The sequence below is a fragment of the Klebsiella sp. LY genome, assembly GCF_004010915.1.
In the GTDB taxonomy this organism is placed as follows: Bacteria; Pseudomonadota; Gammaproteobacteria; order Enterobacterales; family Enterobacteriaceae; genus Klebsiella; species Klebsiella quasipneumoniae.
On record NZ_CP022444.1, the window covers coordinates 4,944,292 to 4,965,010 of the forward strand.

The following is a 20,719-nucleotide window of genomic DNA, read 5'->3' on the forward strand; positions in this document are numbered from 1 at the left end:
TATCGCAAACGGGCAATTTGTGTTATTGAAATGTAACCTCAACCGGGTATTTTTGGCCCGGTTTTATGAATCAGCTCACAAAACTGCGCCAACGTGCTGCGAAGCCACGGCTTATCCGCCCGATATTTAACAAAAAAATCACTTGTTAAATACAAATGCACCACAGGAGCAGCCATGACAGCACCCGTTCAACACCAGATGTATATTGATGGCCAGTTCGTTTCCGGTCACGGCGACGGCTGGATCGACGTGCTTAACCCGGCGACCGAAGCGCTGCTGTCGCGGATCCCGGACGGGACCGCGGAAGAGGCGCGGCTGGCGATTGACGCGGCGGAGCGCGCCCAGCCGGCCTGGGAGGCGCTGCCGGCCATTGAGCGCGCGGGCTGGCTGCGCAAAATTGCCGCCGGCATCCGTCAGCGTGCCGATGACATCGCCGGGCTGATCGTCGCTGAAGGCGGCAAGATCCAGCAGCTGGCGGCGGTGGAGGTGGCGTTCACCGCCGACTATCTCGACTACATGGCCGAATGGGCGCGGCGTTATGAAGGGGAGATCGTGCAGAGCGACCGTCCCGGGGAAAATATCCTTGTCTTCAAACGCGCGCTGGGGGTGACCACCGGGATCCTGCCGTGGAACTTCCCGTTTTTTCTTATCGCCCGCAAGCTGGCGCCGGCGCTGATCACCGGAAATACCATCGTCATTAAGCCCAGCGAATTCACGCCCAATAACGCTATTGCTTTCGCCGAGATCGTCCACCAGGTTGGGCTGCCGAAAGGGGTCTTTAACCTGGTGCTCGGCCGTGGGGAAACCGTCGGCCAGGAGCTGGCCGGCAATCCGAAGGTGGCGATGGTCAGCATGACCGGCAGCGTGGCGGCGGGGGAGAAAATCATGGCCGCCGCGGCGAAAAATATCACCAAAGTGTGCCTTGAGCTTGGCGGCAAAGCGCCGGCCATCGTCATGGACGATGCGGATGTGGAGCTGGCGGTGAAGGCGGTGGTGGACTCGCGGGTGATCAACACCGGGCAGGTGTGCAACTGCGTCGAGCGGGTCTATGTTCAGCAGGGGATTTACGACCGCTTCGTCAACCGCCTCGGCGAGGCGATGAAGGCCGTGCAGTTTGGCGACCCGGCGGCGCGGGATGACATCGCGATGGGGCCGCTGATCAACGCTGCCGCGCGGGATCAGGTGGCGCGCAAAGTGGCGAAGGCGGTGGCGCAGGGGGCGCGGGTAGCGCTGGGCGGTCAGCCGCTGGAGGGGAAAGGCTATTTTTATCCGCCGACCCTGCTGCTGGATGTGCGTCAGGAGATGGATATTATCCATGAGGAAACCTTCGGTCCGGTGCTGCCGGTGGTGGCGTTTTCAACTCTCGATGAAGCGCTGGCGATGGCCAATGACAGCGATTATGGCCTCACCTCCTCAATCTACACCCGCGATCTCAACGTGGCGATGAAGGCGATTAAGGGGCTGAAGTTCGGCGAAACCTATATCAACCGCGAGAACTTTGAGGCGATGCAGGGATTCCACGCCGGCTGGCGTAAATCAGGGATCGGCGGCGCAGATGGCCGCCATGGCCTGAATGAGTACCTGCAGACCCAGGTGGTCTATCTGCAGGCCTGAGACGCTCAATGCAGAATCGGCGGGCAGCGCAGGCTGTCCGCCGTTCACTTAGCGGGCAAATTTCTCCAGCACGCGGATCAGCTGGGTGACAAAACCGTATTCGTTGTCGTACCAGGCGACGGTTTTCACCAGCTGTACGCCGCCGGCCTCCACAATCTCCAGCTGGGTGGCATCGTAGATTGAACCGAAATGGCTGCCGATGATATCGGAAGAGACAATCTCTTCTTCGGTATAGCCAAAGGATTCATTGCCCTCAGCCGCCTGCTTCATCGCTTGATTAACCTCATCCGCAGTCACCTTTTTCTCCAGCACCGACACCAGCTCTGTCACTGAGCCGGTTTTGGTCGGTACGCGCTGGGCATGGCCTTTCAGCTTGCCGCTCAGGGCGGGGATCACCAGGCCGATAGCTTTGGCCGCGCCGGTGGTGTGCGGGATGACGTTTTCCGCCGCCGCCCTGGAGGCGCGCAAATCTTTACCGCGCGGTCCGTCCACCAGCGACTGGGTGCCGGTATAGGCGTGGATGGTGGTCATGGTGCCTACGGTGATGCCGAAGGCATCCTGCAGCACTTTGGCCATTGGCGCCAGGCAGTTGGTGGTGCAGGAGGCGACGGAGATGATGGTGTCATCCGGCGTCAGGGTGTCATCGTTGACGTTATAGACGATGGTTTTCATCTCGCCGGCGGGGGCCGAAATCAGTACCTTGCGTGCGCCGGCCTGAAGATGGGCCTGCGATTTCTCTGCCGAGGTGTAGAACCCGGTACACTCCACAATCACTTCCGCGCCCGCCGCCTGCCACGGAATATGCTGCGCCTCTTTTTCGGCATACACGGTGATGGTCTTGCCGTTGACGATCAGCGCATCTTCCGTGAAGTCGACGCTCCACGGGAAGGGGCCGTAGTTTGAATCATGCTTTAACAGGTAGGCCAGCACTTTTGGCGAGGTGAGGTCGTTGATGGCCACCACCTCGAGGCTGCTGTCGACTTCTAATAAACGGCGTAACACCAGACGTCCGATACGACCAAAACCATTAATCCCAAGTTTACTCATGGATATTCTCCGGTTGGTAAAACGACTCGATGTGATAAAACTTCTCCAGGCTTAGTCCTGACTGGCAGCCAGGTCAACTGACAATCTGTGCGGTTCGCTGTCAGGCCCACAGCATGAGGCAAAAAAGTGGATGTTTTGGCGGACTTTTTTATCCGTGACGGCAGGAAATAATTTTTGTTACCGGAGATGAGGGCGCAGCCTGCTGGCGAAGCGGTGAAAAGCGTCTATGCTTAACTATTGAATAGCTTAGTAAAATGTTGACATTAGATGAAGGGAGAACTTATGGGATTCTGGAGAATCGTTTTTACTATCATTCTGCCGCCGCTGGGGGTTCTGCTGGGGAAAGGTTTCGGCTGGGCGTTTATTCTCAACATTATTTTGACCCTGCTGGGCTATATTCCAGGCCTGATCCACGCCTTTTGGGTGCAGACCCGCGATTAAGGGCTGGCCCCGCAAACCAGACTTCCCCCCGGGACCCGCTCAGGGGGGAATCAGGCTCTCTTTATACAGCAGCCTGTTATCCTTCGACCAGTAGTGGCGAGTCTCCTCGTCCAGGTCGACGCTCCACTTAAACACCCCGGCGCTGGCGAGATCCTTACAGTATTGTTCAAAGTTGATGGCGCCGGCAAAATGGCGGATGACCGCAGCCGAGGTCAGCTGCTGGTTGGGGGCGCTGCGCACGCGCAGCAGGCTGCGGGCGCTTTTTATCGTGATCACCTTGTCGTTTGCCATCACGAAATTCATATTGCCGGTGGAGACAAAGTAGATGTAACACGAGACCTGGTGCCGACGTAGTTCATTGGCGAAGGTGGCAAAATCGGCATCTGCACGCACTTGCTTAAAAAAATAACCCAGCCTGGCCAGCAGTTCCATTTCTATCCTTATTGTATTGCTGTGTGCGGCTTTGGCCGGTAGCGGCAGAAACCATTCACGAAGTTACTTATTCGTATTTTAATAATATAGCCGCGTTATATTAATGGTTATTTGATAACTGGAACACCGTTTCAAGTGTTACAATCTATTGCAATCGTTTGCCTGCACGGCCCATCTGATGGTGAGGACATGGCGAGACGGGGAAATCCATGCCGGCGATGAAGGTCGCCGGCGGGAAAACGGGATTACTTCTGGATCAGATAGCGAATGGTCGGGCCATCCTGCTGAATATCCAGCACCGTATAGCCATGGTTCCTGGCATCGAGCGGAATGTTATTGATCGACTGCGGACAGTCGCTTATCACTTCGAGGATCTCGCCTTTTTGCAGGGAGGGCATCGCCTCCAGGGTGGCGACCGCCGGATAGGGGCAGGGCTCGCCGACCATGTCCAGGCGATAATCAGGGATGATGTTTTTCATGCACTCTCCTTCACGGTCCGGACCGCTGCCGACTGGCGGCGGAAAAAATGTCTCTCCCAGGCGATCACCAGCAGCAGGGCGATCAGCAGCAGCAGATAGGTCGCCAGCAGTCCGCCGAAGGGACCAAAAGCGTTCAGCAGGTTGACCTTTTGCCAGTGGGTGGCGAGCGGGGCGGCGATATCGTCCCAGCACCAGGCGAGCAGCGTGGAGCCGATGACGTTGCCCAGCCCCACCCACCAGTAGTGAACCTGGCCTTCCACCGCCCGGTACATCCAGCCGGTCTCACAGCCGCCGGCCAGCACGATGCCAAAGCCGAACAGTAGCCCGCCGATCGCCGCGTTGGGACCGGCCCACATGATTTTCGGTGCCATCCCCAGTTGCACATAGCTGAAGATGCCGATGGCGCTCGCCGCCATGCCGAAGATTATCGCCTTCGCCATCACCGTCCGGCCGGTGATCCACATATCGCGAAAGGCGGAGGTAAAGCAGATCTGCGCCCGCTCGATAAGCAGACCGAAGCCGATGCCGAACAGCATCGCCAGGCCGAGCGCAGGGTGGTCTGCGGCGGTGAGCAGGCCCCAGCCGATCATGGCGAAAAAGACCACCATGCCCAGGCGGAAACGGCGGCGTGCCTGCAGCGGTTTTTGGGTTAACGGCGAAGCGGCGGATACCTTTTGCATTTTTACCGGGATGCGAAATAGAGGCAGCAGGGTGAAGCGAGCGCCAAACCAGGAGCCGATGGCGGTGGCGATGGCAAACAGCCAGGCGTGCAGGGAGAACTGCGGAATGCCGGTGAAAAACGCCGCCAGGTTGCAGCCCATCGCAAGCCGCGCGCCGAACCCGGCGATGATGCCCCCGGCCACGGCCTGCACTATGCGGATCCGGCTGCGTGGCAAGCGCAGTTTGACGTTATTGGCCCACAATGCCGCGGCCAGGCAGCCGCCGAACATGCCGATGATCATCCTGCCGTCGATGCGGGTCAGCGGCGTCCCGTCGAGATGGATCAGCTGATAATAGCCCCACTGTTCGCTGTGGACCCCCAGCAGCTGCAGCAGCTGGCCACCCCAGCGGGTAAATTCGCCGGTCACCGCCCAGAAGGTGCCGGTGATGCCAAAATAGTAGGTTGAGAGAATGCCCGCGGCGATGACCGCCGGGACGGGAGACCAGAACCGGATAAGCCAGGCCTGTTTGAAGGATTGCCATGTCATAAAAATGCCTCTGAACTCAGAAGGTATTAACGGTCGATGACCGACCGAAGGGGGCACATAGTATCCGCCTTAGCGCCTGCTTTCTCTGTTTTGGATCAAGACCCTACGCCTGCGCCAGCACCGCAAGCAGCGCCAGCAGCGCGGGCAGCGCCTGAATATAGAGAATTTTGCGGCTGGCGGTCAGCGCGCCGAATATCCCGGCGGCCAGCACGCAGGCGAGGAAAAAGATCACCACCTGCACGCCCGATGCCCCCAGCCACAGCCCCCATGCCAGGCCGGCGGCCAGGAAACCGTTATACAACCCCTGGTTGGCCGCCAGCACCCGGCTTTCCCGGGCGAAATCGGCGCTGAGGTTAAAGGCCCGGCGCCCGGCGGGCGCTTCCCAGAAAAACATCTCCAGCACCAGGATGGCGAGATGAATAATAGCGACCAGCGCAACGAGGAGAGTGGCTAACACAGCAGTCCTTAATCAATAAGATGAATGTGTCAGCAGTATAGCCGCTGGCGCTCACCAGGCGAGAGGGCGACTGCTATAGTGCTTATAGCATCATGTTTGCCTGCCGCGAAAAGCGTCGGTGTATCTGATTGCCCTTTGGTTTAGCTTCGCGGTGATAGTATGCCGGGTTCTTTTTTTACAGGTGTGGCGTAGGTTACTGAATGTTAAATAAATTATGGATTTTGTTATCCGGGCTATTGCTGGTTGCCATGCCGTCGGCGCAGGCCGGGGAATTCAATCTTTATTCGATGAATACCGGCTCCTATGTTTATCACATGACCGGTAACCACGGACAATATAACGAGCATTTCAACAACAACTTTTTCTCGGTGGAGCGCAAGTTTTCAGCGGATTCAAAATACAGCGCGCTGGTCGGCACCATGAAAAACAGCTTCGACGATCGCTGTCTGACCCTCGGCGTGCGCCGCGACTGGCTGAAAAACGACACCGGCTGGCTGCTGAAAGGGGTGTATGCCTATACCGGAGAATTTTTCTTTGACGCTTTCAGCCACTGCGGCGACTCAGGCACCTACCGCACCGCCAAAAAAATCACCGGCGTCGGTTTTTCGCCCTATATTTATCATGGTCTGCAATACAACTTTACCGATTACTTCGGCGTCGAGGGCGGGATTATTATACCGGCGATCTTCGTGATGAGTATTCAGTGGAGCTTTCGCTAAGCGCCTGGATCAGCCTGAAAAAGAAGAGGCCACGCTGGGTGGCCTGCTCATGGTGCCTTGACGGCAGGGATTAATGGAAACCGAGACGGATCAGATCTAACGGGCAGAAGCGTTCCTCGCAGCCGTCGATTTCCACGCAGTCCGCCCGACGCAGCTGCTCGGCGGTTTTCCCCTCGCCATGGATCGCTTTAATCACGCCCGTCGTACCGTTACCAGCGATCATGACCATACTGCCGGTAGCAATAGCGTTACGATTACGGTCATAGGTTTTCATGGTCTCCTCCTCAATAAACCAGGGTAAGCAATGATTAAGCGGCCAAATTAATACCGCTTCCCGCCTAAAAAAGTTTTGAGGAATATCAAAATTATTTTAATAGTGACGATAAAAGCACAGCGAGAAGGCCAGATCGTCGCGCGATGCGCTTGGTCAGCACGCCGGGTATGACTCAGGCATGCTGCCCGAAATATGTCCGTCAGATGACGGTTTTGCGGCAGGATTATTAACCTTGCCAGTCCGCGAAAAATAGCGAAATATGGCGCTATCTGGGCATCAACGGTGCCAGTGCCTGTCCTGAGGGAGCCATGAGTCAAGACGTCACCGCGAAGATGTTAAAGCCCGATTTTGATATGGAAGTGTCCGGCCTGGTGTATGGCTATCTGTTTCACGAAGATCACCCCCCACAGCCTATTGCCTCTGGTGAGGTATGTGCCAGCTATCAGGCGCTGGCTGACGATAAGGCCTTTATCTGGCTGCATCTTAATCTCAATCACGCCACCGCCGAAAAATGGCTAATCAGTCACTTTCCCGTGGCGGACTTTTTCTTTGAGGAGATCCGCAGCGGCTCGCATACCACCCGTATTGAACGGCAAGGGGAAAATCTGTTCGCCGTGCTTAACGACGTGCTGTTTCGTCCGCAAGACACCAGCGCGGAAACCGCCACGCTGTGGCTCTACTGTAGCCCGAAGCTGGTGGTGACAGCGCGTTTCAAACCATTGCGGTTTATCGAATGGATGCTGCCGCGTCTGCATACGCTTAAGGTGCATACCTCCGCTGAACTGCTGGCCTTTTTGCTGGAGGAGCAGGAGGAGGTGCTGGAGCAGGTGGTGCGCCAGGCCAGCCGCCACGTCGACCTGATTGAAGAGCGACTCCTGAGCAATCACGTGCAGCGTAATCGGGCCGATCTGGCGCGGCTGCGGCGGATGCTGCTGCGTTTTCAACGGCTGCTGGCGCCGGAACCGGCGGCAATGTTCCGGCTGCTTAACCGGCCGCCAGCGTGGATGGATCGCGCGGTGGTGCAGTCATTTCGTCAGTTCACCGAAGAGTTTAGCGTGGTGCTGAATGACCTGTCCGGCCTGATCGAGCGCATCAGCCTGCTGCAGGAGGAGATCGGCGCCCGCCAGCTGGAGCAGAGCAACCGCACCCTCTACACCCTGACGGTGATCACGGTCCTCGCGCTACCGATTAATATTGTGGCCGGTTTCTTCGGCATGAACGTCGGCGGGATCCCGCTGGCGAGCAATCACCACGGGTTTATCCTGCTGGTGGTGATTGTCGGCATCTTTACCCTCGGCGCCGGCTACCTGGCGTTCCGCCGGCGTGACGATCTGTAGTCAGTGCCGCGCGTCAACTGAGGCTGCGCAGGGCGGCTATCAGCCCTGTGACACCGCGCTCCAGCTTCTCGCGTGGACAGCCGACGTTGAGGCGCAGAAAGCCATTGCCTTCAGGACCATAGGTATATCCCGGCATAATCGCCACCTTCTGCCCGGCGATCAGCGCCTGCTGCAGTGCGCGGTCGTCAATGTTGAGGGGGCGCAGGTCGATCCACGCCAGGTAGGTGGCCTCTGGCGGCTGCCAGCGCAGCGCAGGGAAGGCGCGATTGAGCGTATCAGCCACATAGCGCAGGTTCTCCTGCAGGTAGTCGCGCAGGGCGTCGAGCCAGGGCGCCCCGTCGCGGTAGGCGGCGATATGAGCCAGCAGCGCCGGCACCGAGGGCGACGAGAGTCCATCGCGCGCTTTCAGCGCCTGCAGATAGCTGTCGCGGCAGTTTGCCTCAGGGATAAAGCCATAGGCCCCTGTAAAGGCCGGAATATTGAAGCTCTTTGATCCGGAGGTGAACAGCGCCCACGGCCCCTGAGCCACCTCGCTCCACGGGATATGACGGTGGTCGCCCCAGGTCATGTCCATATGAATTTCGTCGCTAATCACCCTGACGCCATGCTTTTGGCACAGCGCCGCCATGGTCTGGAGCTCCTCGCGGCGCCAGACTTTGCCCGTTGGGTTGTGCGGGCTGCAGAGCAGCAGCAGGGTATTCTTCGGCTCCGCCAGCGCCGCTTCCAGGCTCGCCATATCGCAGTGCCAGTGATTGTTCGTCAGGGTCAGTGGCACCGGGGCGATCTGTCGGCGGTTAGCGGTGATAGTGTTAAAGAACGCATCGTAGGCGGGAGTATGGACGACGACGCCGTCGCCTTCTTGCGACCACTGGCGGATGGTTTCCGCCACCATATAAATAACCGACGGTCCGTAAACCACCGTTTGCGGATCGATGACGCTGTGAAAGCGGCTGGCGTACCAGTGGGCAATCGCCCCGAGAAACGCCTCGTTCTGCCAGCGGCTGTAGCCGAACACGCCGTGGGCCAGCCGCCGGCTGACGGCGTCGAGGATGCAGGGCGCGGTGGCGAAATCCATATCGGAGATGGTGAACGGCAGCAGGTCAGGGACGCCAAAGCGGTCGGCGACATAGTCCCACTGCGTGCACCAGGTGCCGTGGCGGTCGATGGGTATGGAAAAATCAAACATCGGAACTTCCTTAGCAAGGGTCCCCTTCCGTGCCGGAAGGGGACTGGTGAGATCAGGCCTGAACGGTATTCATCAGCGTGGCCATTTCATCTTTTACCGACTGCACCTGCGGGCCAATCACCACCTGCAGATTATGCTGGTTGAGCTGAACCACCCCGATGGCGCGGTGGGCTTTCAGCGCGGCAGCGTCCACTTTGCTCATATCGTGTACCGACAGACGCAGACGGGTAATGCAGTTATCCAGCGAGACAATGTTGTCGGCGCCGCCGAGGGCCGCCAGAATCGCCGGCACGTTATACCCGGATTTACCAATGGTGCCAGCGACCGCTTTCTCCACGCTGGCGGCGGTGTCGATATCGCGGCCCGGCGTTTTCAGATTGAAGCGGGTGATGGCGAAGCGGAAGATGGCATAGTAGGCCGCAAACCAGATTGCCGCCACCACCGGCACCAGATACCACTTGGTCGCCAGACCATGCAGGATGCCAAACACCACGAAGTCGATAATATTGCCGTCGGTGTTGCCGATGGTGACGCCAAGCACCGCCATGATGGTAAAGCCGAGACCGGTCAGCAGGGCGTGGATGACATACAGGACCGGCGCCACGAACAGGAACAGGAACTCCAGCGGCTCGGTGGTGCCGCCCACCACGCAGGCGATCACCCCGGAGATCAGCAGGCCTTTAATTTTATGCCGATTTTCCGGACGGGCGCAGTGGTACATCGCCAGCGCGGCGCCCGGCAGACCGCCGAGGAAGGCCGGCATCTTACCCTGCGACAGGAAGCGGGTGGCGCTTTCGGCGAAGCCGTGGGTGGTCGGGCAGCTCAGCTGCGCCTGGAAGATGGTCAGCGCGCCGCTAACGCTGTGGCCGCAGACGTCAAGGGTGCCGCCGGCTTCCGTGAAGCGGATCAGCGCCACCAGGATGTGGTGCAGGCCAAACGGCAGCAGCAGTCGCTCGCCGGTGCCGAAGATCATCGGCCCAAAATCGCCGGCGCTATTGATCATCTTCCCGAGGGCGTTGATCCCCATGGCGAAGACCGGCCACACCAGCGGGATCGCCAGCCCGACCAGACCCAGCACCACGGTGGTGACGATCGGCACGAAGCGGGTGCCGCCGAAGAAGGCCAGGGCGTCCGGCAGGCGAATGTTGTGAAAGCGCTCATGCAGCAGCCAGACGATAATCCCGGCGATAACCGCCCCGAGGATCCCGGTATCGATCGATGGAATACCGATGATGTTCTGGATATTGTTGGCCTTAAGGATCGCGGCGTCGGTGGTGGGCAGAATGCCTTTCGCCGTCAGCCAGAAGTTGACCGCCAGGTTCATGACCGCGTAGCCGACAAAACCGGCGAAGGCGGCGACGCCTTTGTTCTCCCGTGCCAGCCCCAACGGGATGGCGATACAAAACATCACCGGCAGGAAGCTGAAGGCAAAGGAGCCGACTTTGCTCATCCAGATAAAGATGGCCTGCAGCAGCGGCATATCCAGCCACGGCAGCAGGGTCAAAACATCCTGACTGCTTAACGAGCTGCCGATCCCCAGCATGATCCCGCAAAACGAGAGCAACGCCACGGGCAGCATAAAGGTTTTTCCCAGCTGCTGGAAAAATTCCCACAAGGTGATTTTTGGTGCGGTTTTCGCCGTCATAGCACGGTTCCTGATTCTCAAGTGGTCGGGAAGAACTAACGCCACGGCAAGATAAAACGTTTTACCACTTTTTAGTGCGATAAAAATCACATATTCAAGCGATAATAAGGTTTATAAAGATCGCACAATGATAAAACGTTTTATCGACAGGCAAGGGAGTCAGCCAGCAGGTTATGGCAATCGCAAAAAAGATCACCATCAATGATGTGGCACTGGCCGCCGGCGTCTCCGTGAGCACCGTTTCGCTGGTGCTGAGCGGCAAAGGGCGCATCTCCAGCGCCACCGGCGAGCGGGTTAATCAGGCCATCGAGCAGCTGGGATTTGTGCGCAACCGTCAGGCCGCCTCGCTGCGCGGCGGACAGAGCGGGGTGATTGGCCTTATCGTCAGCGATCTCTCTAAACCGTTCTATGCCGAGTTAACCGCCGGCCTCACCGATGCCCTGGAGAGGCAGGGGAAAATGGTGTTTCTCACCCAGGGGGGACGCAGCGGCGAGAAGATGGCTCAACGGTTTGATACGCTGGCGGCGCAGGGGGTGGACGGGGTGATCATCGCCGGGGCCATCGACCGCGGCAGCGAGCTGCGCGAGCGGGCGGCGGAGGCGGGGGTGCCGCTGGTGTTCGCTTCCCGCGCCAGCTATCTCGACGATGTCGACCTGATCCGCCCGGACAACATGCAGGCGGCGCAGCTGGTGACCGAGCATCTGATCCGCCGCGGCCATCAGCGGATCGCCTGGCTTGGCGGCCAGAGCTCGTCGCTGACCCGCGCCGAGCGGGTCGGCGGCTATTGCGCCACCTTGCTGAAATACGGTCTGCCGTTTCACAGCGAATGGGTGCTGGAGTGCGAGTCGAGCCAGAAGCAGGCGGCGGAGGCGATGAGCGCGCTGCTGGGGCAAAATCCGACCATCACCGCGGTGGTGTGCTACAACAACGTGGTGGCGACCGGCGCGTGGTTCGGTCTGCTGCGGGCTGGAAGGCAGAGCGGGGAAGATGGCGTCGACAGCTACTTCGAGCAGCGGGTGGCGCTGGCGGCGTTCGCCGATGTGCCCGAGGCCGCACTTGACGACCTGCCGCTTACCTGGGTCACTACCCCGGCGCGCGAGATGGGCAAAACGCTGGCGGAGTCGATGCTGCGGCGGCTGGAGGAGGGCGCGGGCGAGACGCGAAACCAGATCATGCCCCCGCGGCTGGTGACGAGAAAATGACGGAGACGGCGCGCGGTGGCCGTCTCCTGAGCCGATACGTTACGGCTGCGGGGCGGCGTCGTCCTGCTGAGGCGCGGCGTCATCCTGCTGCGGCTGGCCGTCCTGCGGCGCGCCGTCCGGTAGCGAAGGCGCTTCCAGACCAAACATCGCGGCAAAATCCTCCAGCGGCATTTTCTGGCCGTTCAGCGTCACCTGGCCGTTCGCGTACTGCAGGCTGCTGCTGATGGCGTTATCTTCCATGGTGGTGATGCGGAACATCTGGCCCATCGCCGCCAGGCCTTTGACCTGCTGATCGGCGAGTTTGGCGGCGTCGGCTGGCTGGTAGCCTTCCAGACCGGCGATCTTAGTCATAAACTCCGTCGCCATATCCACCGGGATCACCATTTTGCCGTCAAGGGACTGCACCACGCGATCCAGGCTGTCCGCCAGCGTCTGCGGCGGAGCGGTCACCTGGGCCGGATCTTTCAGCAGAACCGAGAGGTTGAGGGTGCTTTCGCCTTTGGCATTGCGCCAGCTCAGCGGGGAGATGGTCACCGACGGATTGCCCTTAAGCAGGATCGGCAGCGCATTGAACAGGGTTTCGGTAAGCACCTGCTGGTACAGCTCCGGGTTCTGCGCCAGCTCTGGCTTCGCCAGCAGCGCCTGAGACTGCGCGCTGTACTGCTGGCTGAACTGGTGCCACGCCTGACCGTCGACGTTATCCACTTTCAGCGTCAGTTTGCCGCTGCCCATATCCTGACCCTGCAGCTTAAGGCTGTTGACGGTGTAGTTCACCTGGCTGTTCACGCCTTTGCCGTCCTTGGTCAACGTCGAGCCGCCGTCCAGCGCCATGCCGTCAACCAGCGCCAGCTCTTTGCCTTCGACGCTGATGGCCAGCTTATCGAGGGTCATTTTTTGCTGGCCGATACGCTCGTTGAAGCTGGCCAGCTCGGTGGCGCCGTCGGTGGTCAGGTTGACGAAGCGCAGTTGCACCTTCTGGTTATATTCGTTGAGGGCATCGATCTGACCGCTGCCGGCCTGGCCCTTCAGGCTGATGTTTTTGCCGTCGCGGTCGGCGTCGAGCTGGAACTGGCCGCCGCTGAAGGTGACTTTCTCATCCCCTTTGGCGTAGTCGAGGGCATTGAGAACGATCGCCGACTGGCTGTCGCCGCTGTAGGCGATGCGCGTATCAACGGTGAAGGGGGTAGTGCCTTTGGCTATCTCGAACAATGCCTGGCTGGCGTCGTTTTTCACCAGCGTGGTGTGGACCGAAGCCATCGCCGGAGCCAGATTAAAGGTTTTTAACGAGGCCAGCGGGAAGGGGCCGTGATCGACCACCTCGTCAAGCACCACGCTCTGTCCGGCGGCCAGCCAGCCGTTAGCCTGACCGGCGATGGGCTTCACCACCAGCTGCAGATGGCTGCTGAACAGCCCGCGCTGGTAGTCCTGATAGCTCAGCTCCAGACCTGACTCCGGCGCGCTGCTGCGTAGCTGTGCGTTAGCCTGCTGCACCATATCGGCAATTCGGCCTTCCAGCTGTTTACCGGTGTACCAGGCGCCGCCTGTCCATACCACGCCCAGCGCCACGATGATTCCTGCTGCGACCAGCGATTTTTTCATAGCATTTGTCCATAAATGAAGCCAGGCGGAGAGACCGCCTGGCTGAGTTGTCATAATCAGTAAGCGAGACCTGAAAGGTCAGTCGTTTACTGGAGCTTATTGAACACGCGCGCCACGCGGCCATGGCCGCTGACCTGCACCGGCGATTCATTGGCGGCCACAAAGGCCGATTCGCCCGGCTTGAGGGTCAGGCTCTGGTCGCCTTTGCGCAGCACGGCTTCGCCGTCGACGCAGAAAACGATCGCCGCGCTCGCCTGGGCCAGATCGCTGGCCTCGGTGGAGAGATCGTGCAGCGAGAAGGCAAAATCTTCCACCGGGATCGGGAAGTCCAGTTCCGCGCCGTGGCGCTGCGGCTGGGTCAGCAGCTCACCCGCCGGTTTAGCCTCGAACTTAACGTTGGCCACCAGCTCAGGGATATCAATGTACTTCGGCGTCAGGCCGGCGCGGAGCACGTTATCCGAGTTGGCCATCACCTCCAGCGCTACCCCTTGCAGATAAGCGTGCGGCGTTTCGGCAAACAGGAACATCGCTTCGCCAGGATTCAACTTCACCACGTTCAGCAGCAGTGGGGAGAAGAGGCCGCTGTCGTCGGGATAGAATTCCGCGATCAGGCGGATGGTTTGCCACGGTTCGCCCTGCTCACGGTCCAGCACCTCGCGCAGCGCCTGCAGCGCCTGGGCTTTTTCCTCGCCCTGCATATTCAGCAGGCTGGCAAACAGCTGGCTCAGGCGAGTCGCGTCCGGCTGCTGCAGGAAGGCGCCGATCGCCGGGTGTGCGTTGGCCACCGGCTGCAGCAGGCTGACAATTTCGCTGAACTCGCGAAACGCGTTCATCGCCAGGAACGGGGTCAGGGCGAAGACCAGCTCCGGCTTGTGGTTCGGATCTTTGTAGTTACGTTCGGCGGCGGAGAGGGGGATGCCGGCGGCGTTCTCGCGGGCGAAACCCTCTTCGGAGGCCTGCTTGTTAGGATGGACCTGAATGGAGAGAGGCTGCGCGGCGCACAGCACTTTAAACAGGAACGGCAGCTCACCGAAGCGTTGCGCCACTTTTTCGCCGAGCAGGGCGGCTTTATCCGCGTCAATCACCTCGCGCAGCGAACGCGGCTGGCCATCGGCCGTCAGGACCTGCGAGCTGCTCTTCGGATGCGCCCCCATCCACAGCTCTGCCATCGGCTGGTTGTCCGGGTTGGCGATGCCATACAGTTCAGTTAAGGCGGTATGGCTTCCCCAGGCATAGTTCTGTACGGCGTTGATCAGCTTTTGCATTCTCATTCCCTGTATCAATCAAAGTAAAATTATCGCCCTATTAAACCAGCAAACGCTGGAGAAGCAACTGCTGAAAGAAAAAGTCGTCCCTGTCTCAGTTTTTGTTAAAAAATTGTGTAAGATTGATCGACTCGCTTTTCTACAGGCACATGGAGTCCCTGCCTGAAATATAATCAGCCAAAGCAGTAAGTGAGAGTACAATGTCGAATAAACCGTTTGTTTACCAGGATCCTTTTCCCCTCAAAAAGGATGACACCGAGTATTATCTCCTCAGCAGTGATTACGTCTCCGTCGCCGAATTTGCCGGCCAGGAAGTGCTAAAAGTTGACCCTCAGGCGCTGACCCTTCTGGCGCAACATGCCTTCCACGACGCCTCCTTTATGCTTCGCCCGGCGCATCAGCAGCAGGTGGCGGATATCCTGAACGACCCGGAAGCCAGCGAAAACGACAAATACGTCGCCCTGCAGTTCCTGCGCAACTCCGATATCGCCGCCAAAGGCATTCTGCCCACCTGTCAGGACACCGGCACCGCGATCATCATGGGTAAAAAAGGTCAGCGCGTCTGGACCGGCGGAGGCGATGAGGCCGCCCTGGCGCAGGGGGTGTACAACACCTATATCCAGGACAACCTGCGCTATTCGCAGAACGCCCCGCTGGATATGTATAAAGAGGTTAACACCGGCACCAACCTGCCGGCGCAGATTGACCTCTATGCTACCGATGGCGATGAGTATAAATTCCTCTGCATCGCCAAGGGCGGCGGCTCGGCTAACAAAACCTATCTGTACCAGGAAACCAAAGCGCTGATCACCCCGGCGAAGCTGAAAAACTATCTGGTCGAGAAGATGCGCACCCTGGGGACCGCCGCTTGTCCGCCGTACCATATCGCCTTTGTCATCGGCGGGACTTCGGCGGAAGCGACGCTGAAAACCGTCAAGCTGGCCTCCACCAAATACTACGATGGCCTGCCGACCGAAGGTAACGAACATGGGCAGGCTTTCCGCGACGTGCAACTGGAGCAAGAACTGCTGCTGGAAGCGCAGAACCTCGGCCTCGGCGCGCAGTTCGGCGGCAAATATTTCGCCCACGATATCCGCGTGATCCGTCTGCCGCGTCACGGCGCTTCCTGCCCGTTAGGGATGGGCGTCTCCTGTTCCGCCGACCGCAACATCAAAGCCAAAATCAACCGCGACGGCATCTGGATTGAGAAGCTGGAGAGCAATCCGGGGAAATATATCCCTGAGCATCTGCGCCAGGCTGGGGAAGGCGAAGCGGTGAAAGTGAATCTTAACCAGCCGATGAGCGAGATCCTGGCGCTGCTGTCGCAGTACCCGGTGTCCACGCGTCTGTCGCTGAGCGGCACTATTATCGTGGCCCGCGATATCGCCCACGCCAAGCTGAAAGAGCTTATTGATAATGGCGAAGCCCTGCCGCAGTACGTCAAAGATCACCCGATCTACTACGCCGGCCCGGCCAAGACGCCGGACGGTTACGCCTCCGGCTCCCTCGGCCCGACTACCGCAGGGCGCATGGACTCTTACGTCGATCTGCTGCAGTCGCACGGCGCGAGCAAGATCATGCTGGCGAAAGGCAACCGCAGCCAGCAGGTCACCGACGCCTGCCACAAGCACGGCGGCTTCTACCTCGGCAGCATCGGCGGCCCGGCGGCGGTACTGGCTCAGCAGAGCATCCGCAGCCTTGAGTGCGTGGCGTATCCGGAACTGGGGATGGAGGCTATCTGGAAAATCGACGTGGAAGACTTCCCGGCGTTTATTCTCGTCGATGATAAAGGCAACGACTTCTTCCAGCAGATCCAGACGTCGCAGTGCGCCCGCTGCGTGAAGTAAACCTGGCCGCCCTTCGGGGCGGTTTTTTTATGCCGCTTCGCGGCACGAACCACCAAAACAACTTTTCAATCTGGCCAATACTTACTCTTTTAAGCAGGTGAGCTTTGTCGCTATGACGCACTTTTCATCCAAGGAGAAAGTAATGACAACGCATCGCAGTGAAAAAGACTCGATGGGCGCCATCGACGTCCCGGCCGATAAACTCTGGGGCGCCCAGACCCAGCGTTCTCTGGAGCATTTTCGCATCTCGACCGAAAAAATGCCCGGAGAACTGATATACGCCCTCGCGCTGACCAAGCGGGCGGCGGCGAAGGTCAATCAGGATCTTGGCCTGCTGACGCCGGAGAAAGCCGGGGCGATCGTCGCCGCCGCTGACGAAGTGCTGGCCGGAAAACACCCCCAGGAGTTCCCGCTGGCTATCTGGCAGACCGGTTCCGGCACCCAGAGCAATATGAATATGAACGAGGTGCTGGCCAACCGCGCCAGTGAACTGCTCGGCGGTGAGCGGGGGATGGCGCGAAAAATCCACCCCAATGACGATGTCAATAAAAGCCAAAGCTCGAATGATGTGTTCCCCACCGCCATGCACGTCGCGGCGCTGATTGCCCTGCGGGAAAAATTGCTCCCGCCGCTGCAGGCGCTGCGGGCCACGCTCAACGAAAAAGCGGTGGCCTTCAGGGATATCGTTAAGATCGGTCGCACCCATCTGCAGGACGCCACGCCGCTCACCTTAGGCCAGGAAATCTCCGGTTGGGTGGCGATGCTGGACCATAACCTGAAGCATCTTGACGCCAGCCAGCCGCATCTCGCCGAGCTGGCGCTGGGCGGGACGGCGGTGGGTACCGGGCTGAATACTCATCCGGAATATGCCGTGCGGGTGGCGGCCGAACTGGCCTCGCTCAGCGGACAGCCGTTTGTCACCGCGCCGAACAAATTCGAAGCGCTGGCCACCGTCGATGCCCTGGTCCATGCCCACGGCGCGCTGAAAGGTCTGGCGGCCTCGCTGATGAAAATCGCTAACGATGTCCGCTGGCTGGCCTCCGGGCCGCGCTGCGGGATTGGGGAAATCGCCATCCCGGAAAACGAGCCCGGGTCATCGATTATGCCCGGCAAGGTCAACCCGACGCAGTGCGAAGCCCTGACCATGGTCTGCTGCCAGGTGATGGGTAACGATGTGGCAGTGAATATCGGCGGCGCCTCGGGTAACTTCGAGCTCAACGTCTATCGGCCGATGGTCATTCACAACTTCCTGCAGTCGGTGCGTCTGCTGGCGGACGGCATGGCGAGCTTTAACGAGCACTGTGCGGTGGGGATTGAGCCGAATCGCGAGCGGATCAACCAGCTGCTCAACGAGTCGCTGATGCTGGTGACCGCGCTGAATACCCATATCGGCTATGATAAAGCGGCGGAGATCGCCAAAAAAGCGCACCATGAGGGGCTGACCCTGAAGGCCTCGGCGCTGGCGCTGGGCTACCTGACGGAAGCCGAATTCGACAGCTGGGTGCGCCCGGAGCTGATGGTCGGCAGCCTGGCTACTCGCTAGCCAGCCAGAGGTGCAGGCGAGGGATCAGTAATCTCAGCGACTGCGCCTCCGGTTTGTAGCGGTATTGCACGTTGTCGGCATCGTAGTTGAGCAATTCGCCAATATCCGGCACGCTGACCCCCTGGCTGCCGGATATCAGGGCGATCAGCGGGCTGGGGCAGGCGTACTGCACCTGTTTCTGCTCGCTGGCATACCAGACGCGGGCAATCGGCTGTACTTTCACCGGCCGTTTAATTTTCAGCCGTGCCCGCTGCGGCAGGGCGGCGATATCCTGATACTCCCTCTCCAGTTTGCTCTGCCACTGCTCGCGGGTCCAGGGCGGCACCGCCCGCGGCGATTGCAGGCTTTTCTCCAGCATCATCAACACCTGGTCGCGGGTCAGGTTTTTGATCACGTGCTTATTGGCCCAACCGAAGCGGATAGTGCTCGGGTCGAGAAGGGGCGTTAGCGTGCGATAGGCGCTGAGGGTAATTAATCCAGGCAAATGGCGATGCACCCACTCAAAGCGGGCGGTGGGGGGCAGGCCAGAGTCGACGGTGACGATTTTCTCGAAGGTGGCCTTAAGGGTGTTGATCTGCTGAATGCGCGCCAGCAGCGCCTGCTGTTCCGCGGCGGTGACCTGCAGGCAGATAGCACCCGGCAGGCGGACGGCGGCTTTGCTGCTGCGGGTTTCCGATTGCTGCTGGATAAACAGATGGCCATAGTGTCGCAGGGCGAGATCCAGCGCCGCCTCCCCGGTGTGCTGGACGACAGTAATGTTCGCCAGCGGGTCATGCTCGGCATCTTTACTGATTGCCGGCAGCTCAAACACCCGGCCCGCCAGCAGTCGACAGGTCGTTAACGCCTGGCGCAGCGCCTGCAGCTCCAGCTCGATCTGGCGAAAGGTATCATTCAGACGTTCAACGAGGTCGTAGCTGGCCATCGCATTCACCTTAGTTACAACATACTATTCGATTTTTACAGCATACCCAGCCCGCGGCCGCTGTGCAAGTTTTATTCAGGCAGAGGTAAAATCGGGCAACTGATGATAGACCGGCCAGCTAAAGCAGAAACGGGCGCCGCCGAGAGGACTGGCCTCGCAGCGAACCTCGCCTCCCATCGCCTGGGCGATACTGTGGACGATGGCCAGGCCGAGGCCGCAGCCTCCGGTCGCCCGATCGCGGCTGGGGTCAAGACGAACAAAAGGCTCGAACACCCGCTCGCGCTCCTCGGGGGCAATGCCCGGGCCGTCATCATCGACCTGCAACGACGCGCGGGAACCCTGCAGGGTCAGGCTGACCGCCACCCGCTGACTGCTGTAGCGCAGGGCGTTATTCACCAGATTATCCAGCACCCGCTCCATCAGCCGCATATCCAGCGCGCCATAGTTGCCGCGGGTCAGCGTCGCCAGGCCGACCTCGCGCTGCGGGTTGACCATCTGGATATCCTCGACGTGGTCGCTGATCCAGGCGGGAAAATCGGGGGTGGTCAGGCTGAGCTCCGTCTGCGGGCGATCGAGACGGGCGTAGGTCAGGAGCTCTTCAATGAGCGCTTCCAGCTGGCCGATATCACGGTTTAGCGCCTGCGATTCCGCCTCGGTGAGGTTTTCGCTCATCTCCAGACGGTAGCGCAGTCGCACCAGCGGCGTCCTGAGCTCATGGGCGATGCCGTCAATCAGCTGCTTTTTGCTGGCAATGAGGGCGTTAATGTTGTCGGCCATCTGGTTAAAGGCCACCCCGAGCCGCTCAAAGCTGGACATGCTGTCAAAATGAATACGCTCGCTGAGGTGGCCTTCGCCAAAGCGCTGGGCGGCGGTCTCAATGCGCAGCATGTCCTGCCAGTGCGGACGCATCCAGATAAACACCGGGAAGGCCAGCGAGATAGCGATAAACGCCATCAGCGCCACGTCCAGCAGGCGCATTTCATGCAGAAAATAGAGATAGGGTACCGGGCCCACGGATAACACATAGTGGCTGCGGGGGATGCGCTGGATAAAGGTGTACTGGTCGTCGAGCGCAACAATATCCCCAGCGCGCAGGTGCTGCATCGAGCTTTCCGACAATTTAAATTTGCTCATCGGCTCGATGTGCAGGTCGAACGACAGATTAAGGTCCAGCTCTTTAAGCGTCTTGCTCCAGTCGCGAGGCGGAATTTCCCGCAGCTCGCTGCGCATCAGATACAGTGAGCTTTTCATCAGATCGTCAAGCGACTGCCTTCCGGCGCGTTCAGCGGTAAATTTATAGACCAGGCCCACCAGCATGGTCATCACCAGAAAGCAGACGAAGAGCAGAAGATAGAACTGCACGAACAGCTTTTTCATTACATTACCGCATATTCAAAAAGAGAAACCTGCCGGCGCCCCGGACCATCTGCAGGGCAGGGCGAAAACGTCACGGATTTACCGGGGCGAGCCGAAGCCCGCGCGGGCATAACCGATACGCTATC

At 59.5% G+C, this 20,719-nt stretch carries 20 protein-coding genes; 7 read left to right on the forward strand and 13 right to left on the reverse strand.

Annotation, left to right across the window (positions count from 1 at the left end; genetic code table 11):
* Positions 1-38: 38 nt before the first annotated feature.
* Entirely contained in the window at positions 39-176 is a 138-nt protein-coding gene (locus CE636_RS29090; RefSeq protein WP_032425978.1) for a hypothetical protein, read from the reverse strand.
* Here CE636_RS29090 and aldA point away from each other — a divergent pair.
* The gene (gene aldA / locus CE636_RS27275; protein WP_004204088.1) at positions 175-1,614 is read left to right on the forward strand and encodes an aldehyde dehydrogenase; all 1,440 of its coding nucleotides are present in this window, start codon (positions 175-177) and stop codon (positions 1,612-1,614) included. The genes CE636_RS29090 and aldA overlap by 2 nt on opposite strands.
* 48 nt (positions 1,615-1,662) lie before the next feature.
* Here the strand turns inward: aldA and gap are convergent, their stop codons facing one another.
* Positions 1,663-2,661, reverse strand: coding sequence for a type I glyceraldehyde-3-phosphate dehydrogenase (gene gap / locus CE636_RS27280; RefSeq protein ID WP_016160929.1), 999 nt, complete (start codon positions 2,659-2,661; stop codon positions 1,663-1,665).
* 282 nt (positions 2,662-2,943) lie between these two features.
* On the opposite strand from gap, the gene CE636_RS27285 reads away from it, so the two are divergent.
* The gene (locus tag CE636_RS27285) at positions 2,944-3,102 is read left to right on the forward strand and encodes a YqaE/Pmp3 family membrane protein (RefSeq protein WP_002903230.1); all 159 of its coding nucleotides are present in this window, start codon (positions 2,944-2,946) and stop codon (positions 3,100-3,102) included.
* Between the two features lie 39 nt (positions 3,103-3,141).
* On the opposite strand, the gene CE636_RS27290 is transcribed toward CE636_RS27285, so the two are convergent.
* From CE636_RS27290 to CE636_RS27305, 4 genes are all read right to left on the reverse strand, one after another.
* The gene (locus CE636_RS27290; RefSeq protein WP_017898711.1) at positions 3,142-3,534 is read right to left on the reverse strand and encodes a DUF1398 domain-containing protein; all 393 of its coding nucleotides are present in this window, start codon (positions 3,532-3,534) and stop codon (positions 3,142-3,144) included.
* A gap of 245 nt (positions 3,535-3,779) precedes the next feature.
* Positions 3,780-4,013, reverse strand: coding sequence for a sulfurtransferase-like selenium metabolism protein YedF (yedF, locus tag CE636_RS27295; protein WP_004204092.1), 234 nt, complete (start codon positions 4,011-4,013; stop codon positions 3,780-3,782).
* Positions 4,010-5,221, reverse strand: a complete 1,212-nt coding sequence (gene yedE, locus CE636_RS27300) for a selenium metabolism membrane protein YedE/FdhT (RefSeq protein WP_004204094.1) — start codon at positions 5,219-5,221, stop codon at positions 4,010-4,012. The genes yedF and yedE overlap by 4 nt, the downstream gene beginning before the upstream one ends.
* A gap of 103 nt (positions 5,222-5,324) precedes the next feature.
* The gene (locus tag CE636_RS27305) at positions 5,325-5,678 is read right to left on the reverse strand and encodes a DUF1304 domain-containing protein (protein WP_017898710.1); all 354 of its coding nucleotides are present in this window, start codon (positions 5,676-5,678) and stop codon (positions 5,325-5,327) included.
* Positions 5,679-5,917: 239 nt separating this feature from the next.
* On the opposite strand from CE636_RS27305, the gene CE636_RS27310 reads away from it, so the two are divergent.
* Entirely contained in the window at positions 5,918-6,397 is a 480-nt protein-coding gene (locus tag CE636_RS27310; RefSeq protein ID WP_075201775.1) for a hypothetical protein, read from the forward strand.
* Positions 6,398-6,467: 70 nt separating this feature from the next.
* Here CE636_RS27310 and ydfZ read toward each other — a convergent pair whose 3' ends face one another.
* Positions 6,468-6,671: a putative selenium delivery protein YdfZ gene (ydfZ, locus tag CE636_RS27315; RefSeq protein ID WP_017898709.1), complete on the reverse strand. Its 204-nt coding sequence runs from the start codon at positions 6,669-6,671 to the stop codon at positions 6,468-6,470.
* Between the two features lie 308 nt (positions 6,672-6,979).
* On the opposite strand from ydfZ, the gene CE636_RS27320 reads away from it, so the two are divergent.
* A complete protein-coding gene (locus tag CE636_RS27320; RefSeq protein ID WP_017898708.1) occupies positions 6,980-8,008 on the forward strand; it encodes a CorA family divalent cation transporter in 1,029 nt (342 codons plus the stop codon).
* A 13-nt stretch (positions 8,009-8,021) separates the two neighbouring features.
* On the opposite strand, the gene CE636_RS27325 is transcribed toward CE636_RS27320, so the two are convergent.
* On the reverse strand, positions 8,022-9,194 hold the full coding sequence (locus tag CE636_RS27325) for a MalY/PatB family protein (RefSeq protein ID WP_017898707.1): 1,173 nt from the start codon (positions 9,192-9,194) through the stop codon (positions 8,022-8,024).
* A 52-nt stretch (positions 9,195-9,246) separates the two neighbouring features.
* Positions 9,247-10,839, reverse strand: a complete 1,593-nt coding sequence (gene malX / locus CE636_RS27330) for a maltose/glucose-specific PTS transporter subunit IIBC (RefSeq protein ID WP_017898706.1) — start codon at positions 10,837-10,839, stop codon at positions 9,247-9,249.
* Between the two features lie 173 nt (positions 10,840-11,012).
* Here malX and CE636_RS27335 point away from each other — a divergent pair, with 173 nt between their 5' ends.
* Positions 11,013-12,041, forward strand: a complete 1,029-nt coding sequence (locus CE636_RS27335) for a Mal regulon transcriptional regulator MalI (RefSeq protein ID WP_017898705.1) — start codon at positions 11,013-11,015, stop codon at positions 12,039-12,041.
* A gap of 39 nt (positions 12,042-12,080) precedes the next feature.
* Here the strand turns inward: CE636_RS27335 and CE636_RS27340 are convergent, their stop codons facing one another.
* Together CE636_RS27340 and manA are read right to left on the reverse strand one after the other, a co-directional pair.
* The gene (locus CE636_RS27340) at positions 12,081-13,640 is read right to left on the reverse strand and encodes a YdgA family protein (protein WP_017898704.1); all 1,560 of its coding nucleotides are present in this window, start codon (positions 13,638-13,640) and stop codon (positions 12,081-12,083) included.
* Positions 13,641-13,726: 86 nt separating this feature from the next.
* Positions 13,727-14,905, reverse strand: a complete 1,179-nt coding sequence (gene manA, locus CE636_RS27345) for a mannose-6-phosphate isomerase (RefSeq protein WP_004204108.1) — start codon at positions 14,903-14,905, stop codon at positions 13,727-13,729.
* A gap of 200 nt (positions 14,906-15,105) precedes the next feature.
* Here manA and fumA point away from each other — a divergent pair, with 200 nt between their 5' ends.
* A complete protein-coding gene (fumA, locus tag CE636_RS27350; RefSeq protein WP_017898703.1) occupies positions 15,106-16,752 on the forward strand; it encodes a class I fumarate hydratase FumA in 1,647 nt (548 codons plus the stop codon).
* A gap of 142 nt (positions 16,753-16,894) precedes the next feature.
* Positions 16,895-18,295, forward strand: coding sequence for a class II fumarate hydratase (gene fumC, locus CE636_RS27355; protein WP_004887066.1), 1,401 nt, complete (start codon positions 16,895-16,897; stop codon positions 18,293-18,295).
* On the opposite strand, the gene tus is transcribed toward fumC, so the two are convergent.
* Both tus and rstB read right to left on the reverse strand, forming a co-directional pair.
* Entirely contained in the window at positions 18,285-19,217 is a 933-nt protein-coding gene (gene tus, locus CE636_RS27360) for a DNA replication terminus site-binding protein (RefSeq protein WP_017898702.1), read from the reverse strand. The genes fumC and tus overlap by 11 nt on opposite strands.
* 75 nt (positions 19,218-19,292) lie before the next feature.
* Entirely contained in the window at positions 19,293-20,594 is a 1,302-nt protein-coding gene (gene rstB, locus CE636_RS27365) for a two-component system sensor histidine kinase RstB (RefSeq protein WP_017898701.1), read from the reverse strand.
* Positions 20,595-20,719 lie beyond the last annotated feature (125 nt).